This window comes from Streptomyces sp. NPDC039423, assembly GCF_055598725.1.
This window is the reverse complement of the sequence record NZ_JBVKAH010000002.1, coordinates 558,910-574,999: the sequence shown is the minus strand read 5'-3', so window position 1 is coordinate 574,999 and position 16,090 is coordinate 558,910. Positions and strand designations below refer to the sequence as shown.

16 protein-coding genes are annotated in these 16,090 nt (G+C 74.3%); 7 read left to right on the top strand and 9 right to left on the bottom strand.

The window, feature by feature from the left end; genetic code table 11:
- Positions 1-127: 127 nt before the first annotated feature.
- The 4 genes from ACZ7LK_RS08660 to ACZ7LK_RS08645 form a co-directional block, all read right to left on the bottom strand.
- Complete coding sequence (locus ACZ7LK_RS08660; protein WP_471139156.1) at positions 128-1,504, bottom strand: hypothetical protein; 1,377 nt, start codon at positions 1,502-1,504, stop codon at positions 128-130.
- Positions 1,497-3,437: a DUF3492 domain-containing protein gene (locus ACZ7LK_RS08655; RefSeq protein ID WP_471139153.1), complete on the bottom strand. Its 1,941-nt coding sequence runs from the start codon at positions 3,435-3,437 to the stop codon at positions 1,497-1,499. The genes ACZ7LK_RS08660 and ACZ7LK_RS08655 overlap by 8 nt, the downstream gene beginning before the upstream one ends.
- 184 nt (positions 3,438-3,621) lie before the next feature.
- Entirely contained in the window at positions 3,622-4,938 is a 1,317-nt protein-coding gene (locus ACZ7LK_RS08650) for a DUF3152 domain-containing protein (RefSeq protein ID WP_471139150.1), read from the bottom strand.
- Positions 4,939-4,946: 8 nt separating this feature from the next.
- Positions 4,947-5,954, bottom strand: coding sequence for an alpha/beta fold hydrolase (locus ACZ7LK_RS08645; protein ID WP_392272190.1), 1,008 nt, complete (start codon positions 5,952-5,954; stop codon positions 4,947-4,949).
- Positions 5,955-6,107: 153 nt separating this feature from the next.
- Between ACZ7LK_RS08645 and ACZ7LK_RS08640 the strand changes: the two genes are divergently transcribed.
- The 4 genes from ACZ7LK_RS08640 (at position 6,108) to ACZ7LK_RS08625 (ending at position 7,883) form a co-directional block, all read left to right on the top strand.
- A complete protein-coding gene (locus tag ACZ7LK_RS08640; protein WP_392272191.1) occupies positions 6,108-6,338 on the top strand; it encodes a hypothetical protein in 231 nt (76 codons plus the stop codon).
- Between the two features lie 145 nt (positions 6,339-6,483).
- Complete coding sequence (locus ACZ7LK_RS08635) at positions 6,484-7,125, top strand: TetR/AcrR family transcriptional regulator (protein ID WP_392272192.1); 642 nt, start codon at positions 6,484-6,486, stop codon at positions 7,123-7,125.
- A gap of 85 nt (positions 7,126-7,210) precedes the next feature.
- Complete coding sequence (locus ACZ7LK_RS08630) at positions 7,211-7,438, top strand: DUF3107 domain-containing protein (RefSeq protein WP_392272193.1); 228 nt, start codon at positions 7,211-7,213, stop codon at positions 7,436-7,438.
- Positions 7,439-7,610: 172 nt separating this feature from the next.
- Positions 7,611-7,883 (top strand): hypothetical protein, encoded by a 273-nt coding sequence (locus ACZ7LK_RS08625; protein WP_392272194.1) that lies wholly within the window; start codon positions 7,611-7,613, stop codon positions 7,881-7,883.
- A 128-nt stretch (positions 7,884-8,011) separates the two neighbouring features.
- On the opposite strand, the gene ACZ7LK_RS08620 is transcribed toward ACZ7LK_RS08625, so the two are convergent.
- Positions 8,012-8,758, bottom strand: a complete 747-nt coding sequence (locus ACZ7LK_RS08620; protein WP_392272195.1) for a ferritin-like fold-containing protein — start codon at positions 8,756-8,758, stop codon at positions 8,012-8,014.
- A gap of 481 nt (positions 8,759-9,239) precedes the next feature.
- On the opposite strand from ACZ7LK_RS08620, the gene ACZ7LK_RS08615 reads away from it, so the two are divergent.
- Positions 9,240-11,321, top strand: coding sequence for a DEAD/DEAH box helicase (locus tag ACZ7LK_RS08615; protein ID WP_471139144.1), 2,082 nt, complete (start codon positions 9,240-9,242; stop codon positions 11,319-11,321).
- Between the two features lie 98 nt (positions 11,322-11,419).
- A complete protein-coding gene (locus tag ACZ7LK_RS08610) occupies positions 11,420-12,301 on the top strand; it encodes an alpha/beta fold hydrolase (protein ID WP_471139141.1) in 882 nt (293 codons plus the stop codon).
- Here the strand turns inward: ACZ7LK_RS08610 and ACZ7LK_RS08605 are convergent, their stop codons facing one another.
- Positions 12,302-13,213: an NYN domain-containing protein gene (locus tag ACZ7LK_RS08605; protein WP_392272198.1), complete on the bottom strand. Its 912-nt coding sequence runs from the start codon at positions 13,211-13,213 to the stop codon at positions 12,302-12,304.
- Positions 13,214-13,388: 175 nt separating this feature from the next.
- Between ACZ7LK_RS08605 and ACZ7LK_RS08600 the strand changes: the two genes are divergently transcribed.
- Positions 13,389-13,541, top strand: a complete 153-nt coding sequence (locus tag ACZ7LK_RS08600; protein WP_392272199.1) for a hypothetical protein — start codon at positions 13,389-13,391, stop codon at positions 13,539-13,541.
- Between the two features lie 111 nt (positions 13,542-13,652).
- Here the strand turns inward: ACZ7LK_RS08600 and ACZ7LK_RS08595 are convergent, their stop codons facing one another.
- The 3 genes from ACZ7LK_RS08595 to ACZ7LK_RS08585 form a co-directional block, all read right to left on the bottom strand.
- Positions 13,653-14,258, bottom strand: coding sequence for a MarC family protein (locus ACZ7LK_RS08595; RefSeq protein ID WP_392272200.1), 606 nt, complete (start codon positions 14,256-14,258; stop codon positions 13,653-13,655).
- 126 nt (positions 14,259-14,384) lie between these two features.
- A complete protein-coding gene (locus tag ACZ7LK_RS08590) occupies positions 14,385-15,251 on the bottom strand; it encodes a PHP domain-containing protein (protein ID WP_471139138.1) in 867 nt (288 codons plus the stop codon).
- A gap of 74 nt (positions 15,252-15,325) precedes the next feature.
- Positions 15,326-15,964 carry a DUF6758 family protein gene (locus ACZ7LK_RS08585; RefSeq protein ID WP_392272202.1) on the bottom strand — a complete coding sequence of 213 codons (639 nt, stop codon included), beginning with the start codon at positions 15,962-15,964 and terminating at the stop codon, positions 15,326-15,328.
- Between the last annotated feature and the right edge of the window lie 126 nt (positions 15,965-16,090).

The following is a 16,090-nucleotide window of genomic DNA, read 5'->3' as shown; positions in this document are numbered from 1 at the left end:
CGCGCCCCCTTCGCGCCGAGTGGCCGTTGCGGGGATCTGGGGGGTCATGTCCGTTGTCTCCTTGGAGTGTGTGCCGGTGGGGAGGCGTACCCGGGTACCGGCGGGGGTCACGGGGGGGGTGGGGGTCTCAGGTGGTGGTGTCGTCCGCGTGGGCGGAGGCCCGGGCCAGTACGGCGGTGGCGTACACCAGCAGGGCGAGCGCCGCCGCGCCGCACGCGGACGCGGGCACCACGGCCGGGCCCCCGGCGGCCACGGCCGCCTCGACGGGGCGGCCGAGCAGGTCGCAGCCGGGGAGGCGGCCGGCCAGGACGGAGGCGAGCGCGACCGCCTCCGCGGCGCACGCGGCGAGCAGCCCGGCGGCGGCGGCCCGGGCGAAGCCATGGGCCGTGAGCAGCCGGGCGAGCAGGAGCAGGCTGCCCAGGGCCAGGGCGCCCCCGCCGGGCGAACCGTCCCCGGGGGCGGTGCCGCCGAGGGCGGTGTCCACGAGGACGAGCAGTCCGGTCAGCGCGGCCGTGTACAGCGCCACCGTGCCGAGGAGCAGCGGGCGGGTCCGGGCGGCGAAGTCCGCCAGGCCGCGGCTGGCGGTGAGCTTGCGCCGGGCCCGTACGGCGAAGAGGCGGGCGCACCAGACGGCGGGCGCGGCGGCGAGGGCGAGGCCCAGCAGCGGTGGCGCGTCCAGTGGCCAGGGCCCGTCGGGTCCGCCGGTCAGGAGCTCGTCCAGGAGGCCGTCGCCGAACAGGGCGTACAGCAGCAGGAAGCCGGTGCACGCGCGCGTGCCCCGCCGTCCGCGCGGGCGCCCGGCCGTGACCGCCAGGGCGAGCGCCACGACACCGATCAGCCCGACCGCCGCCCGCGCCGGCCCGTCCGTCAGCGCGAGCCCCGCGACGGTGAGCCCGCCCAGGGCGCCGGGCAGCAGCGCCAGGACGACGGCCCGGACGGCCCGGCCGCTCCGCCCGGCGTCCGCCCCGGGAGCGGGCGCGGCGGGCCGGGGCGGGTCGCCGTCATCACCGCGCGGCACGCGCGCGTAGAGCTCCTCGGCGAGGGAGAAGACGTCCCGGTGCCGGAACCGGGCGGCGGTCCGGTCGGTGACCCCGTGGGCCTCCAGGCCGGCGGCGATCTCCAGCGGGTCGACCGCCCGTTCGCACAGGTCCCGGTGCCGGTGCAGCAGCGCCTTCACCGGATCGGCCGACCCTCGGCGGGCGGGCCCCGGGAGGCCGCTCGCCGTGTACCCGCCCGTCGTGTACCCGCCCGCCGGGAGTCCTGCCACCGGGAGCCCGGCCGCGATGGGCCCGGACGCGGTGGGTCCGGCCGCGGTGGGCCCGGACGCGGTGGGCCCGGACGGCCGGGCGCCGGCGGGTGCGCCGGTGGCCCCGAGGGCGGGCCGGGACAGCAGGGCTTCCGCGCGGCTGTCCCAGGCGGTGGCCCCGGGCTCCGGGTGCGGGCCCCTGGCGTGGCCGTCCGTGATGGGTGTGGCGCCCGGTACGGGTGTGCCCGTGTCAGACATGTCCGTCCGCCCTTCCCGCGACCGGGTACGCGGCCGCGACGGGGAACGAGGCCGCGACCGGGAGCGACGCGACCACGGGCGCCTGGGCGTCCGCCGTCGTCACCAGGGCGGCCGCCGGGGCGGCCCGGAACGCGGTCGGGGCCGGGGTGGGGGTGGGGGTGGAGGTGGGGGTAGGGGGCAGGTCCGGGTCCGGGGCCGGGGGCCGGTTGCGGGCCGGGGCGGCGGCCGGGACGCCGGGGGCGCCGCCCGGGTGCGGTGCGGTGGCCCACGCCGGGGCGGTCACGCCGCCGGAGCCGCGGCCCGTCCAGTGCCCGGGCACATGGGCCTCGGCCGGGTGGGCGAACAGCCGGGGCTCGCCGTCCGCGCCGACGGCCTCCGCCGCGCGACGGACGGGCGCCCGGGAGATCAGCTCCAGGTAGAGGGCGCGGAACGCCGCCAGGTTCTGCTCCACGGTGAACAGTTCGAGGGCGCGGGCCCGGGCCGCGGCGCCCAGCCGTTCCCGGCGCGCGGGGTCGCGCAACAGCGCCAGGCAGGCGTCCGCGAGCGCCCGCGGGTTGCGCGGGGGCACGACCAGCCCCGTACCGCCGATGACCTCGACGACGGCGCCGACGTCGGTCGACACGGTGGCGCGCCCGCAGAACATGGCCTCGACGAGCCCGACCGGGAAGCCCTCGACCACGCTGGACAGGACGACCACGCCGGCCGCCGCGTAGGTGCCGGCGAGATCGGGCGCCTCCGGGCCGCCGAGTTCCTCGAAGGAGACGGGGTTGTCGCCCACGGCGTGCGCGCCGGTGGCCTCGTCGGGGAAGAGCTGGGCGGCCAGGGCCTGGCAGTGCGCGCGGTACGTGGCGGACTCGGCGTCCCGGACGGGCGCGGAGACGATCCGCAGCCGGGTCGCCGGTTCCCGCCGCCGGACCTCCGCGAAGGCGTGCAGCAGACCGACGAGGTCCTTGGCCGGCTCGACGCGGCCCACCCACAGCAGGGTGCGGGGGTCTCCCCCGTCGCCGCCCTCGCCGACGGCCGCGAACCGCTCGGCCTCCATGCCCGGGTGGACGGTGCGCAGTTTGGCGCGGTCGGCGCCGCACTTCTCCTGCCAGCGCCGGGCGTGGCCGTTGCCCGGGGTGATCGCCGCCGCCTGGTCGTACACCTCGGCGGCCAGGCAGCGGTGGAAGGCGGCGAGCAGGGCGCGTACGGGTGCGCTCAGCGGGGCCTCGGCGGCCGCGAGGTAGTGCGCGCGCAGCCGTACGCCGTACTCGGTGACCAGCAGCGGAGTGCCGAAGAAGCGTTTGGCCAGCAGGCCGGGCAGGGCCGCCGTGCCGGCCGACGCCGCATGGCAGAGGTCGACCGCGCCGAGGTCGTTCTCGCCGTACCAGTCGAGGGAGAAGGGCCGCAGGGCGCGCTCCACCTGGCCGGCGAAGGCGAGGTGGTCCGAGACGGTGGCGCCGTGCACGCCCCGGCGCACGCCCCCGGCGCGGCAGGCGCTCTCCAGGACGCGGACGGCGTCCTCCGAGCGGAGGGCGGTGGAGAGGCCGCCGCATTCCCGGGCCAGGTCGGCGAGCCCGTACAGACCCTCCGCGAACGCGGCCGACACGGCCGGTGCCGTCGACGCGGCCGGTGCCGTCGATGCCGCCGGTGTGCCGCAGACGGCGGCGGCGAGGGCGGTGAAGCCGGTGGTGAAGCGCCGGCGCTCACGCCGGCCGTACGCGCGCCCGGCTCGCGCCGTGTCCTCGGGCCCCCACAGGGGAGCCGTGCGCACCCGCCGCACCTGGGGCGGGAGCGGGAGCCAGCCGCCGTCCTCCTGGCGGGCGCTGCGGCTCAGCGCGTAGACGTCGAACTCATGCTGCGCGAGCCCGTGTACGAGCCGGTCGCACCAGACCCTGGACTCACCCGACGCATACGGGTATCCACCGTCGGTGAGCAGTCCGATCCGCACGAGTACACCCCCGATCTCCCTTGTGCGCGGCCACCGTTGGTCCGGCGGCTCACAGCGGGAAGAACGTAAGCGGATCCGCCGGTGGCGCGATGGACGGTTGTCCGTTGCGCCACCGGAAGGGGTGAATGCTCGTAACTTTCCTGTACGCGCCGCGTTTCGACGCGCTAGAAGTGGATCGGCCCCATCAGCCGGTGGGGAACACCCAGGGGTTGGGGCGGCACTTGACGCCCTCGATCTCCAGGGACTTCGTCTGCTGCTGCATCACCGGCGCGAGAGCGCCCGGCGTGCGGCAGTTCACGTGGTTGTGCCCCAGCCGGTGCCCGACCTCGTGGTTGATCAGCATCTGCCGGTACGTGTACATGGCGTCGACCCCGTACGTCTGCGAGCCCTGGGCCCACCGGTACGCGTTGATCATCACGCGCTCGGTGGCGGCGGAGTCGCAGGAGACGTTGTCGACCGTCGTGTCCAGCCCCGACTTGGCGCACCAGACGCCGGTGGTCACCGGGCTCGCCAGCGTGACCACGAACTCCGGCTCGCCGCTGGAGATGCGCTCGAAGGTCATGGCACCGCCGTGCGCCCAGCTCCGGTCGTCGTTCAGGGTCTCCTGGACCGCCCGCGCGAACAGCGCCGGGTCGAGACCGAGCCCCTTCTCCACGTCGATCCGGTACCGCACCTTGCGCCCCTTGCCGGGGGCCGGGTCGGTGCCCGGCACGACCTCGAACGCGCCGGAGCCCTTCGTCCCCGGGTCGAGCGGGAAGCGCTTGGCCATCGCCTGCGCGTACGTCACCGGGGCCGGGGCGGCGCGGCGGGCCGCCCCGGGCGGGACGGCGCGCTCGTCGGAGCGGTCCGACCGGGACCCGGTGCCGCCGTCGGCGGCGCGGCCGGCGGCCTCGCCCGGCGGGCGGGCGGCGGCGCTGTCCGGTCCGGTGCCGGTGACCTGGCCGGCCACCACGACGGCGAGGACGGTGGTGACCGCCGCGGCGGCGATGCCGGTGAACGTACGTCCCTTGCCGCCGCTCCGGCCGCCGCCCGCGGGGGGCCCGGCCTCCCGCAGCGGGGGCCGGCCGGGCCCCTCGGGCGGCGGGCCGTCGTGCGGGGCGCGGTCGAAGGCCTCGACGAACTCGCGGCGCGGTCCCGGTATCCGGGCCCCGGCGCCCACCCCGGTGGCCGGCCCCCGCGCGGCGGGACCCGCGGGCGCGGGGCCGGCCGGTCCAGAACCCGCGCCCGCGGGGCCGGTGGGCGGTGCGGGGCGGGCCGGTACGCCGCGCCAGTCGCCGTAGCGGCCGGGCTCGCCCCAGCCGCCGCCCGGCTCGCGCTGCTCGGGGTGGCCGCCGCGTACGTGCTCCGCGCCGTGGGGGTGGTGCGCCTCGGGAGGTGGGCCGGAGGACTTGCGCCGGCGCCCGCTGCCGGGGCGCGCGCCCTCCCGCACCGCGCCCCTGGCCTCGCCCTTGGTCTCTTCGGAGCCCTGAGGTGCGGGGCCTTTGCGGCTGTGTCGTCCCACGCCCCGGATCAGCTCCCGCCGTCGTGTTCGTCGTCCTGTGCGCCGTCGCGGCCGTCGCGTCGGTCGTGCTGCGCGATCAGCTCCCGTACGGCCTGCGCGACCGTCTCGGGGTACTCCATCATCGCCACGTGCCCGGCGTCCGGAAGCGCCAGCAGCCGCGAGTCGCGGAAAGCGGCCGCCGCCCGGCGGGCCATCCGGAACGAGACGAGCTGGTCGCGGCCCCCGTACACCAGCAGGGTGGGGGCGAGCACCCGTTCCGCCTGCCGCCACAGCCCGTGCTGCCCGCCCAGGGTGTACGCGTCGACGATGCCGCGCGCCGACCGGGCCATCGCGTCCCAGAAGTACGGCAGCTTCAGCCGCCGCTCCATCTCCTCCACGGCGTTGCGGAAGCCCTCGTCGGTGACCTGGCCCGGGTCGCCGTAGCAGAGCGCCAGCACTCCGCGTACGCGCTGCTCGGCCGTCCAGTCCCTGGTGAGCCGGGTGAAGAGGGAGGCGACCCCCGGCAGCGCCAGCAGCGCCGTCGGCCAGGCGCCGCGCTGTGCCCGCAGCTCCGGAAGGGCGGGCGAGACCAGGGTCAGCGTGCGGACCAGGTCGGGGCGGACCGCCGCGACCCGGGTGGCGACGGCACCGCCCAGGGAGTTCCCGATCAGGTGCACCGGCCCGCGCTCCCCGGCGTCCAGCAGGCGGATGACCGCGCGGGCGTGCGCCGTCAGGGAGTAGTTGCCGTCGTCGGGCGGCGGGGAGTCGCCGAAACCGGGCAGGTCGACCGCCTCGCCGTCCACGACGTCCTCGAGCAGCGGCATCAGGGCCGACCAGTTCTGCGAGGAACCGCCGAGCCCGTGCACGTACAGCGCGGGCGGCAGTCCGCGCCGCTCCGACGGCCGGCAGCGCACGTTCAGCGTCAGGCCGGGCAGCGTGACGGAACGCAGCCGCTCCCCCTCCGCGACCCGTACGGCGCTCACCCGGGGCCCCGCCGCGGTGGCGGCGATGGATTCCGGCAGCTCGGTCGAAGACATGCGCCAATGTTACGAGACGATCACGCGCGCTCCGGTGTGTTCGCCGTCACAGATCGCATAGCGCTGGAAGGGGGTACCTCCTAGGCTCGTACCTGAGGGCAGTACGCCCAGGCCCCCGCACACGATGTGGACCAGCCCAGTGAAAGGGAGCCCATGACCGTCGATCCGACCGACCCCGAGACCTTCGACGCCACCGAGAACGGCGAGGCGGCGGCCGCCGCGCTGGACGAGGAGACGCCCGAGGCCGACGCGGCCGAACAGCACCGCGAGCTCAGCCCCGACGCGGACGACCCGCTCACCCGTATCGACCCGACCGTGGCGAACGAGGCCGACGCCGCCGAACAGACCCGAGTGGTGACGCTGGACGAGGACGACTACCGATGATTTGGTCGGTTTAACGTTGAATCTCCGGCTACCCCGGGCGTCCGGTACATGAAATTCTGCGCTCGCACCGCGCACAGCCGGGTTACCCAAAAGTACGATGGCGGGCGCGGCGCACTGCGCGCAAGGATCGATTTTGGGAGGCGGCGTGACAGCCATCGAGCAGACAGAGGCGGCGCGCCCGCGGGGCACGCGCCTGCCGCGCCGAGCCCGACGCAACCAGCTCCTGGGCGCCGCCCAGGAAGTGTTTGTCGCACAGGGGTACCACGCGGCCGCGATGGACGACATCGCGGAGCGCGCGGGTGTGAGCAAGCCCGTGCTCTACCAGCACTTCCCCGGGAAGCTGGACCTGTACCTGGCGCTGCTGGACCAGCACTGCGAGTCGCTGCTCCAAGCCGTGCGCACCGCGCTCGCCTCCACCACGGAGAACAAGCTGCGCGTGGCGGCCACCATGGACGCCTACTTCGCGTACGTCGAGGACGAGGGTGGCGCCTTCCGTCTCGTGTTCGAGTCGGACCTGACCAACGAGCCGGCGGTGCGCGAGCGCGTCGAGCGGGTATCGCTCCAGTGCGCCGAGGCCATCTCCGACGTCATCGCCGAGGACACCGGGCTGTCCAAGGACGAGTCGATGCTGCTGGCCGTGGGCCTGGGCGGCGTCTCCCAGGTGGTCGCGCGGTACTGGCTGTCCAGCGAGTCGCCCATCCCGCGCGACAAGGCGGTGCAGCTGCTGACATCGCTGGCCTGGCGGGGCATCGCCGGCTTCCCGCTGCACGGCTCGGAATCCCACTGATGATCGGTGTGGTCTCTCCGGGCTAATGTGTGCAGCGTACGGCGCGGCTGACCGCGCAACGCTGACCGTTCGGAGGGACATAGCCGTGGAGGTCAAGATCGGCGTGCAGCACGCGCCCCGGGAGATCGCTCTGGAGAGCGGGCAGTCCGCCGAGGAGGTGGAGCGCGCGGTGGCCGATGCGCTGGCCGGCAAGACGCAGCTGCTCAGCCTGACGGACGACAAGGGCCGCAAGGTCCTGGTGCCGGCCGACCGGATCGCCTACGTGGAGATCGGCGAGCCGGCCAAGCCCCGGGTCGGTTTCGGGGCGATCTGAGCAGCACGGACGCACGACGCGAAGGCCCGGCGGGATGATCCCGCCGGGCCTTGTCCGTGTGTACGGTCCCGCGTCCGCGGTCCCGCCCCACGAGGATGATTGCGTTTCGTGCGCATCGGGTAGTACGGGCTGTGACCGTTTTGCCCGGCCCGCCGTCCGCGAGGTGATCCGCGTGTTCTGGGAAGCTTTCGGCTCCGTCGTGTTCGGATTCGCACTGTCCTGGGCCGCCGCCCACCGACTCGCCGGCCGGCTCCCGTCACGCCGCGTGGTCCTCGGCGCGGGCGTGCTCGGTGCGCTCTTCGGTTCGCTGATCACCCATGCCGCGCTGGGCCCGGGCCACGCGCCCGGCACCGTACTGGGCGCGGTCGCCGTCGCCGCGGTCGTGCTCTCGCTCCTGCTGCGTCCGAGCCGCCGGCTGCGCCGCTCCGCCGCCACGCCGACCTGACCGGGGCGTGTGCCCCGCCCCCTGGGGGCGGGTGTCGCCTTTCGGAAGCGGGTGCCGGGTGCCCCGGCACCCCTGGAGCGGCCCCCGGCGGGGTGAACCCGACGGGGGACACCGGGGCACCGTGGGCGTCAGGCGGCCAGCCCCAGCGCGGCCATGCGCTTGGTGTGCGCCTTCGTGATCCGGGAGAACATCTCGCCCACCGCCGCCAGGTCGAACCCGTCCGCGACGCCGCCCACCAGCATCGTCGACAGCGCGTCCCGCTCCGCGACGACCCGCTGGGCCTGCGACAGGGCCTCGCCCATGAGCCGGCGCGCCCACAGCGCGAGGCGGCCGCCCACCCGCGGGTCGGCCTCGATCGCGGCGCGCACCTTCTCGACGGCGAAGTTGCCGTGCCCGGTGTCGTCCAGCACCGTCAGCACCAGCGCGCGCGTGTCGGAGTCCAGACGGACGGCGACCTCCCGGTAGAAGTCGCTGGCGATCGAGTCGCCGACGTACGCCTTGACCAGGCCCTCCAGCCAGTCGGACGGGGCGGTCTGGCGGTGGAAGTCGTCCAGCGCCTTGGCGAAGGGCTCCATCGCGGCCGTCGGCTCGGCGTCGATCGCCGCCAGCCGGTCCCGCAGCCGCTCGAAGTGGTGGAACTCGGCCGACGCCATCTTCGCCAGCTCCGCCTTGTCGGCGAGCGTCGGCGCCAGCTTCGCGTCCTCGGCCAGCCGCTCGAAGGCCGCCAGTTCCCCGTACGCGAGCGCGCCGAGCAGGTCCACGACGGCTGCGCGGTACTGCGGCTCGGCGGAGGCTCCGGCCCAGTCGAGGGCGGCGATCCCGGTAGGTGCTTCTTCGGCTGCGGACGAGGCGGTGGCGTTGTCAGGCGTCTCCATGAAGCGCACAATAGCCCGCCCGCCGGACGTCGGAAGGTCCTGGTCATCCACTGTGACCTCCCCCTCCTTATGAATCGGCCCGACACACCTGCGCGGATCCGGGGTACAGTGATATTGCGCCTGCTGAGCACTCAGTCATGTTCGTACGTACTCGGCGGGCCATCTCATGAATGAGGATGCCCGGTCGGTGGCCCGATCGGCTCCGACCCGACAGCCCTCCGTGCGCATGAGCCGCACATGAGGGGCCCCTCAGCGGTATGACGCTCGAGCGACGGAAGTGGTCCCGCGCCACCCGGCAGCGGTCTTGACGACCCGCGGCCGGCCGCTACCGGCACGGTAAGACCCCCAGCGTTCGCCTCATGCCGCGTCTCACAGAAGAGGCAGCACCCTGACTACGACTTTCCGAGAGCTCGGGATCCTTCCCGAGACGGCCGAGGCCCTCGAAGCCGTCGGCATCACGTCCCCCTTCCCCATCCAGGAGATGACCCTCCCGGTCGCCCTCTCCGGCACCGACGTCATCGGCCAGGCCAAAACCGGCACCGGCAAGACCCTCGGGTTCGGCCTGCCGCTGCTGGAGCGCGTCACCGTCCCCGCGGACGTCGAGGCGGGCCGGGCCACGCCCGAGCAGCTCACCGACGCTCCGCAGGCGCTCGTGGTCGTCCCCACCCGCGAGCTGTGCACCCAGGTCACCAACGACCTGCTCACCGCCGGCAAGGTCCGTAACGTCCGCGTCCTCGCGATCTACGGCGGCCGCGCCTACGAGCCGCAGGTCGAGGCCCTGAAGAAGGGCGTCGACGTGATCGTCGGCACCCCGGGCCGCCTGCTCGACCTGGCCGGCCAGCGCAAGCTGGACCTGTCCAAGGTCAAGGCGCTCGTCCTCGACGAGGCCGACGAGATGCTCGACCTGGGCTTCCTGCCCGACGTCGAGCGGATCATCAACATGCTTCCGGCGAAGCGCCAGACCATGCTGTTCTCGGCCACCATGCCGGGCGCGGTCATCGGCCTGGCCCGCCGCTACATGTCGCAGCCGACGCACATCAGCGCCACCTCCCCGGACGACGCGGGGGCGACGGTCGCGAACACCAAGCAGTACGTGTACCGCGCGCACTCCATGGACAAGCCCGAGATGGTCTCGCGCATCCTCCAGGCCAATGGCCGCGGACTCGCGATGATCTTCTGCCGTACGAAGCGGACGGCGGCCGACATCGCCGAGCAGCTCGAACGGCGGGGCTTCGCCTCCGGCGCGGTCCACGGCGACCTCGGCCAGGGCGCCCGTGAGCAGGCGCTGCGCGCCTTCCGCAACGGCAAGGTGGACGTGCTCGTCTGCACCGACGTCGCGGCACGGGGCATCGACGTCGACGGCGTCACGCACGTGATCAACTACCAGTCGCCCGAGGACGAGAAGACCTTCCTCCACCGCGTGGGCCGCACCGGCCGCGCGGGCAAGAAGGGCATCGCCGTCACGCTGGTCGACTGGGACGACATCCCGCGCTGGCAGCTCATCAACAAGGCGCTGGGGCTGGACTTCAACGACCCGGTCGAGACGTACTCGACGTCCCCGCACCTGTACGCGGACATGGACATCCCCGAGGGCACGAAGGGCATCCTGCCGCGTGCCGAGCGCACCCGGGCCGGTCTGGACGCGGAAGAGGTCGAGGACCTCGGCGAGACGGGCGGCCGCGGGTCGCGCGGACGGCGCTCGGAGCGTCCGGAGCGCGCGGGCCGTACGGAGGAGCGCCCGGAGCGTACGCGTACGCCGCGTCAGCGCCGGCGCACCCGGGGCGGTACGCCGCTGGCCGCCGACGAGGCGGCGACGACCGCCGAGACGGTCACCCCCGCGCCCGACGCCGCCCCGGAGCCGCGCACCCCGCGCCGTCGCCGGACGCGCACCCGTGCGGGCGCCCCGTCGGTGACGGAGGCCGTGGCCACCGCACCGGTCACGCCGGCCGAGACGGTCACCGAGCCGGCCGCGGAGCCGATCGCGGAGGAGCCCACCAAGCCCCGCCGCACCCGCACCCGCAAGACCGCCGAACCGGCCGCCGAGGCCACCGAGACGGTCACCGAGCCGATCGCGGAGGAGCCCACCAAGCCCCGCCGCACCCGCACCCGCAAGACCGCCGAACCGGTCGCCGAGGCCACCGTGACGGCCGCGGAGCCGGTCACGGAGGAGCCCACCAAGCCCCGCCGCACGCGGACGCGCAAGGCCGCCGAACCGGTCGCCGACGCCACCGAGCCGGCCGCGGAGCCGGTCACGGAGGAGCCCACCAAGCCCCGCCGCACCCGCACCCGCAAGGCCGCCGAACCGGTCGCCGACGCCACCGAGACGGTCACGGAGGAGCCCACCAAGCCCCGCCGCACGCGGACTCGCAAGACCGCCGAACCGGTCGCCGACGCCACCGAGACGGTCACCCAGCCGGTCACGGAGGAGCCCACCAAGCCCCGCCGCACCCGCACCCGCAAGACCGCCGAACCGGCCGCCGACGCCACCGAGACGGTCACCGAGGCCAAGCCGCGCCGGCGCCGGACGGTCAAGGCCGCGGCCGCCGCCCAGCCCGAGGGCTGACGGACCCCGCGCACACGGCCGACGGCCCCGCTCCCTTTCCGGGTGCGGGGCCGTGGCCGTACCCGCGCCCGGACCCCGGGCCCCGCTAGCCTCGTCCCATGAGCCGCCCTCCCACGTTCACCCCACCCCCTTGTGCCCGCTCCTACGCCCTCCGCACCGCTCGTGGTGACTTCGCCGTCCTGGACGCGGCGCCCGCCGACGGTACGGAGCCGAAGGGGACGGCCCTCCTGCTGCCCGGGTACACCGGGTCGAAGGAGGACTTCATCGCCATGCTCGAACCGCTCGCCGAGGCCGGCTACCGCACCGTCTCCGTGGACGGTCGCGGGCAGTACGAGACCCCCGGGACGGCTGACCAACAGGCGTACGAGCAGGAGGAGTTGGCCCGTGACGTGCTTGCCCAGGCGGACGCCCTCGGGGTGGGCCGGGTCCATCTCCTCGGCCATTCCCTGGGCGGGCAGATCGCCCGGGCGGCGGTGCTGCTGGACCCGGCGCCGTTCACCACGCTGACGCTGATGTCGTCCGGGCCCGCCCAGGTCGCTCCGGCCCAGCAGGAGAAGATCAAGCTGCTGAGCGACGCGCTGGCGGTGATGACCATGGGCCAGGTGTGGGAGGCGATGCGGGCGCTCGACCCGCCGGAGGACGCCGACGAGGCGGGAGGCAATCGCGAGGACCTGCGGCGGCGCTGGCTGCTGCACAATCCGGCGCAGTTGCTGGCCACCGGGCGCCGGCTGTCGGTGGAGCCCGACCGTGTCGACGAGCTGGCCGCCCTGGAGCCGCCGCTGCCCGTGCACGTGGTCTCGGGCATCCGGGACGACACCTGGCCGGTGGCGCTGCTGGACGCGATGGCGGGCCGGCTGGCCGCCCGGCGTACCCGCGTCGAGGGGGCCGAGCACTCACCGAACACGGACCGGCCGCGGGAGACGGCGGCGGCGGTCGCCCGGTTCTGGGACGACCACGCCGGTGGTCGGAACCGGGCCTGATCAGAACCGGGACTGAAGGTGCTGCCAGAAGCCGTCGCGCAGCGAGCGCCGCAGCACCGCGTGCCCGCGCAGCGACCGGCTCAGGACGCGTTCCGCCTCCATGAGGAGGTCCTGGTCCACCGGCCCGGGCAGGTACGGGTGCCCGGGCAGCAGCTCGGCCATGGCCGCCCGGCCGCGCTCCCCCAGCCACGCCTCGGCGATCCGGGCGCCCACGAACCGCACCTCGTCCCGTGACGGCGGCGGCTCGCCCTCGCTCTCGTAGGTCGTGACGGGCCGGCGGCTGACGTAGGGGCGGCAGAAGTCGAGGTCCAGGGTGCGGGTGCTGTCGACCTCCCACAGGAGGGGTTCGGCCTGGTTGCGGCCCTCCGCCGCCTCGATGCCCCAGAGGTGGACGCGGGCCCCGTACCCCTGGGCCGCCTCGACCGCCGAGACCAGGTCCTCGTCCCCGCCGATCAGGGCGGCGTCGCTGATCGCGCGGTGACGGGCCAGGGACTCCAGGTCGGAGCGGATGAGGGAGTCGACGCCCTTCTGCTGGTTGTGGGCGTTGAGGTTGCCGAGCCGCACCTTGACGTCCGGGAGTTCGGCGATCGCCTGCTGTTCGGGGGTGTGGATACGGCGGCGTGCGCCGTCGTACCAGTAGACGCGCAGCAGCCGGCTGTCGGCGAAGACGGAGCGGGCCTTGTCGATGAGGGCCTCGATGAGCCCTTCCGCGTCGAGGTCGAAGGAGCGCCGGTCCTCGGTGCCCGCCACCAGCAACCCGGCCGAAGCATGGACGTAACCGGCGTCGACGAAGATGGCGTGTGTCGAGGGAGTCTTGGCGACCTCGGCCAGCATCCGCTGGAGGAGCTCGTTGGTGCGCTCCAGGCGGGTGCCGAGCTCGCTGAGGGTGGGGGTGTCAGGGTGCTGGTTCATACGGTGCCCATTGTCGGGGTCCGGGAGCCCGGTCGCCACCATCCACCCGCGATTACTTAGACGTGCGAAAATTTTCTTTAGCGTAGGGAATGTTTGCCCCCTACAAGCCGTTGGAACGGGTAACGAAACACAGTTCTCCACCAGGAGGATCAACTCGGACGAAGGGAGAAGCCCCATGCGCTTCGAAATCCTGCGACTCGACGACGTCGACGGCACGCCCGTGGACACCACCGTCGTGGACGCCGCCTCCGTCAACCGGATCGTGCAGCATGCCGCCTCGATCGGCCAGCGCATCTGGATCCGCCCGACCGGTGCCCCGGCCTCGTAACCCGTACATGCCACCGCGCCCCCGCGCGGACTCCGGCGCCCGATGTGAGCCGGAATCCGTACGGGGGCGCAGTGCTGTGCGGGGGCGGGTGGCCGGTGGCGGGCGGCCGGGTCAGGAGCCCTGGATGACCTGGGTGACGCCGTTGATGATCTGCTGCACCGCGATGGCCGACAGCATCATCCCGGCGAGCCGGGTCACCAGCACGACCCCGCCGTCCTTGATGACCCGGATGATCAGCAGCGAGTAGCGCATGGTCAGCCAGAGGACCACGTGCATGGCGGCGATGGCCGCCCACACCGAGACCTGGCCGCGCACGCCGTCCGCGTGCTGGACGGCGAGGATCACGGACACGATGGCACCGGGTCCCGCCAGCAGCGGCATGCCGAGCGGAACGAGGGCGACGTTGACGTCCTTGGTCTGCTTGGGCTCGTCGGTCTTGCCGGTCAGCAGGTCGAGCGCGATCAGCAGCAGGAGCAGCCCGCCGGCGATCATCAGCGCGGGCACGGAGACGTGCAGGTAGTCCAGGATCTGCTGGCCCAGGATGCCGAAGACGGTGATGACGCCGAAGGCGACGGCGACGGCCTGCCAGGCCATCCGGCGCTGCACCTTGGTGGCGCGCCCCGAGGTCAGGGCGAGAAAGATCGGGGTGATCCCGGGGGGATCCATGATGACGAAGAGGGTGAGGAACAGGGAGCCGAAGACGGCGACGTCGAACACGGTGAGGCCTTGCGAGAGAGGGTCGTACGGAAGTGAGGAGGGGCGGGGCGGCGACCGCCCCGGCGAGCCGCGCCCGAGGGAGCCGCGGCCCACGGGGCGGCGGCAGCAGCACGGGGTGCGGGACGGCTAGGCCCGGGAGGGTCCCCCGGTGCCCGGGACGGGGAACGCGCCGGTCGCGCGGCGCGTGATCTCGCCGTAGATCTCGGGGTCGGTGGTGTGGTCGCCGAGCCCGCAGGTCTTGCGGGTGCCGTGGTAGTCGCTGGAACCGGTGGTGAGCAGCCCGAGGTCGGCGGCGAGTCCGCGCAGCCGGTCGCGGGTCGGCCCGTCGTGGTCCATGTGGTCGGTCTCGATGCCGTCGAGGCCGTACGCGGCGAGTTCGGCGATGACGGACTCGGGCACCGTGCGGCCCCGCTTGGCGGCACCGGGGTGGGCGAAGACCGTGACGCCGCCGGCCGCCTTGACCAGACGGATCGCGGTGAACGGGTCGAGCTCGTGCTTGTCGACGTACGCCCGGCCGCCGTCGGCGAGCCACTGGGGCGTGAAGGCGTCAGAGACGGTGGGGACGACGCCGAGTTCGACGAGAGCCTCGGCGATGTGCGGCCGGCCCACGGAGCCGTCGCCGGCGATGGCGGCGACCCGCTCCCAGCGGACGGGGACGCCCAGCTCCTGGAGCTTGCCGACCATGGCCCGGGCGCGCGGGACGCGGTCGTCCCGGACCAGTTCCCGCTCGGCGAGCAGCTCGGGCTCGTCCGGGTCGAAGAGGTAGGCCAGCATGTGCATGCCGATGCCGTCGATCCGGCAGGACAGCTCGGCGCCGGTGACCAGGGTGAGGCCCTCGGGGAGGGCGGCGACCGCCTCGGCGTGGCCGCGGGTGGTGTCGTGGTCGGTCAGCGCGACGACGTCGAGTCCCGCCGCGGCGGCGTTGGCCACGAGCTCGGCGGGGGTGTCCGTACCGTCGGAAGCCGTGGAGTGGGTGTGCAGGTCGATGCGCACGACGCGGACTCCGGGGCTCGGGACGGACAGGGGACACCCAAGGATAACGGCCCCGGCCGCACCCCCCGGCCCCGTCAGTCCAGCAGCCTGGGGCTGAGCGCTCCGCACGGGAGCAGTTCCACCTCGGACCCGGCCTCGCGGAGGTCGGTCAGCACCAGCTCGTCGTACATCAGCAGGCCGGACTTCTCGGGCCAGACGATCGCCCAGAGCCACAGACCCCGCGCCTCACCGGCGAACACGGCCCGGTCCTCGGGGGCGTCGCTGACGTGCCAGAGCGGGGTGGGGCGGCCGGCGGCGAGCACCTTGGCCTGCGGGCGGGTGCCGGTGCACATGTGGGGGCCCGGGTCGGGGCCGTCGAGCCCGGCGTACCGCGCCCCGAGTCCGACGCCCAGTTCCTCGGCGACCAGCAGCAGCTCGCCCACGCCGCCGAGCGGCCCGGGGCCGGAGCAGGCGACGACGGTGGCGCGGCCGCCGCTGCGGTCGTCCCCCGCGTACGCGACGCCGGTGAACAGCCAGCCCACCGGGAGCGGCCAGGGCATCCACACGGGCACCAGCGACCGGTGCGTCACCACGCCGAGCGCTTCGACGCTGGGCGGGATCACGGGCTGCAGCGGGTGCACGGCGCCGTGCAGGTCGCACTGCCAGGCGTCGGAAAAGAGACCGGGCGCCCGGACCCGACCACCGCACTTCGGGCAACTGGGTTCGCCCCTCATAGGGTTCAACGGTCCTCCCCGCCCGTCGCCCCGTCAAGGACGATCACCCGTCCGGTGTGCCGCCGACACCCACCAATATGGATGTAGATCACATTTATTAGCCCGTCCCGCTCACTGTGTGCATGG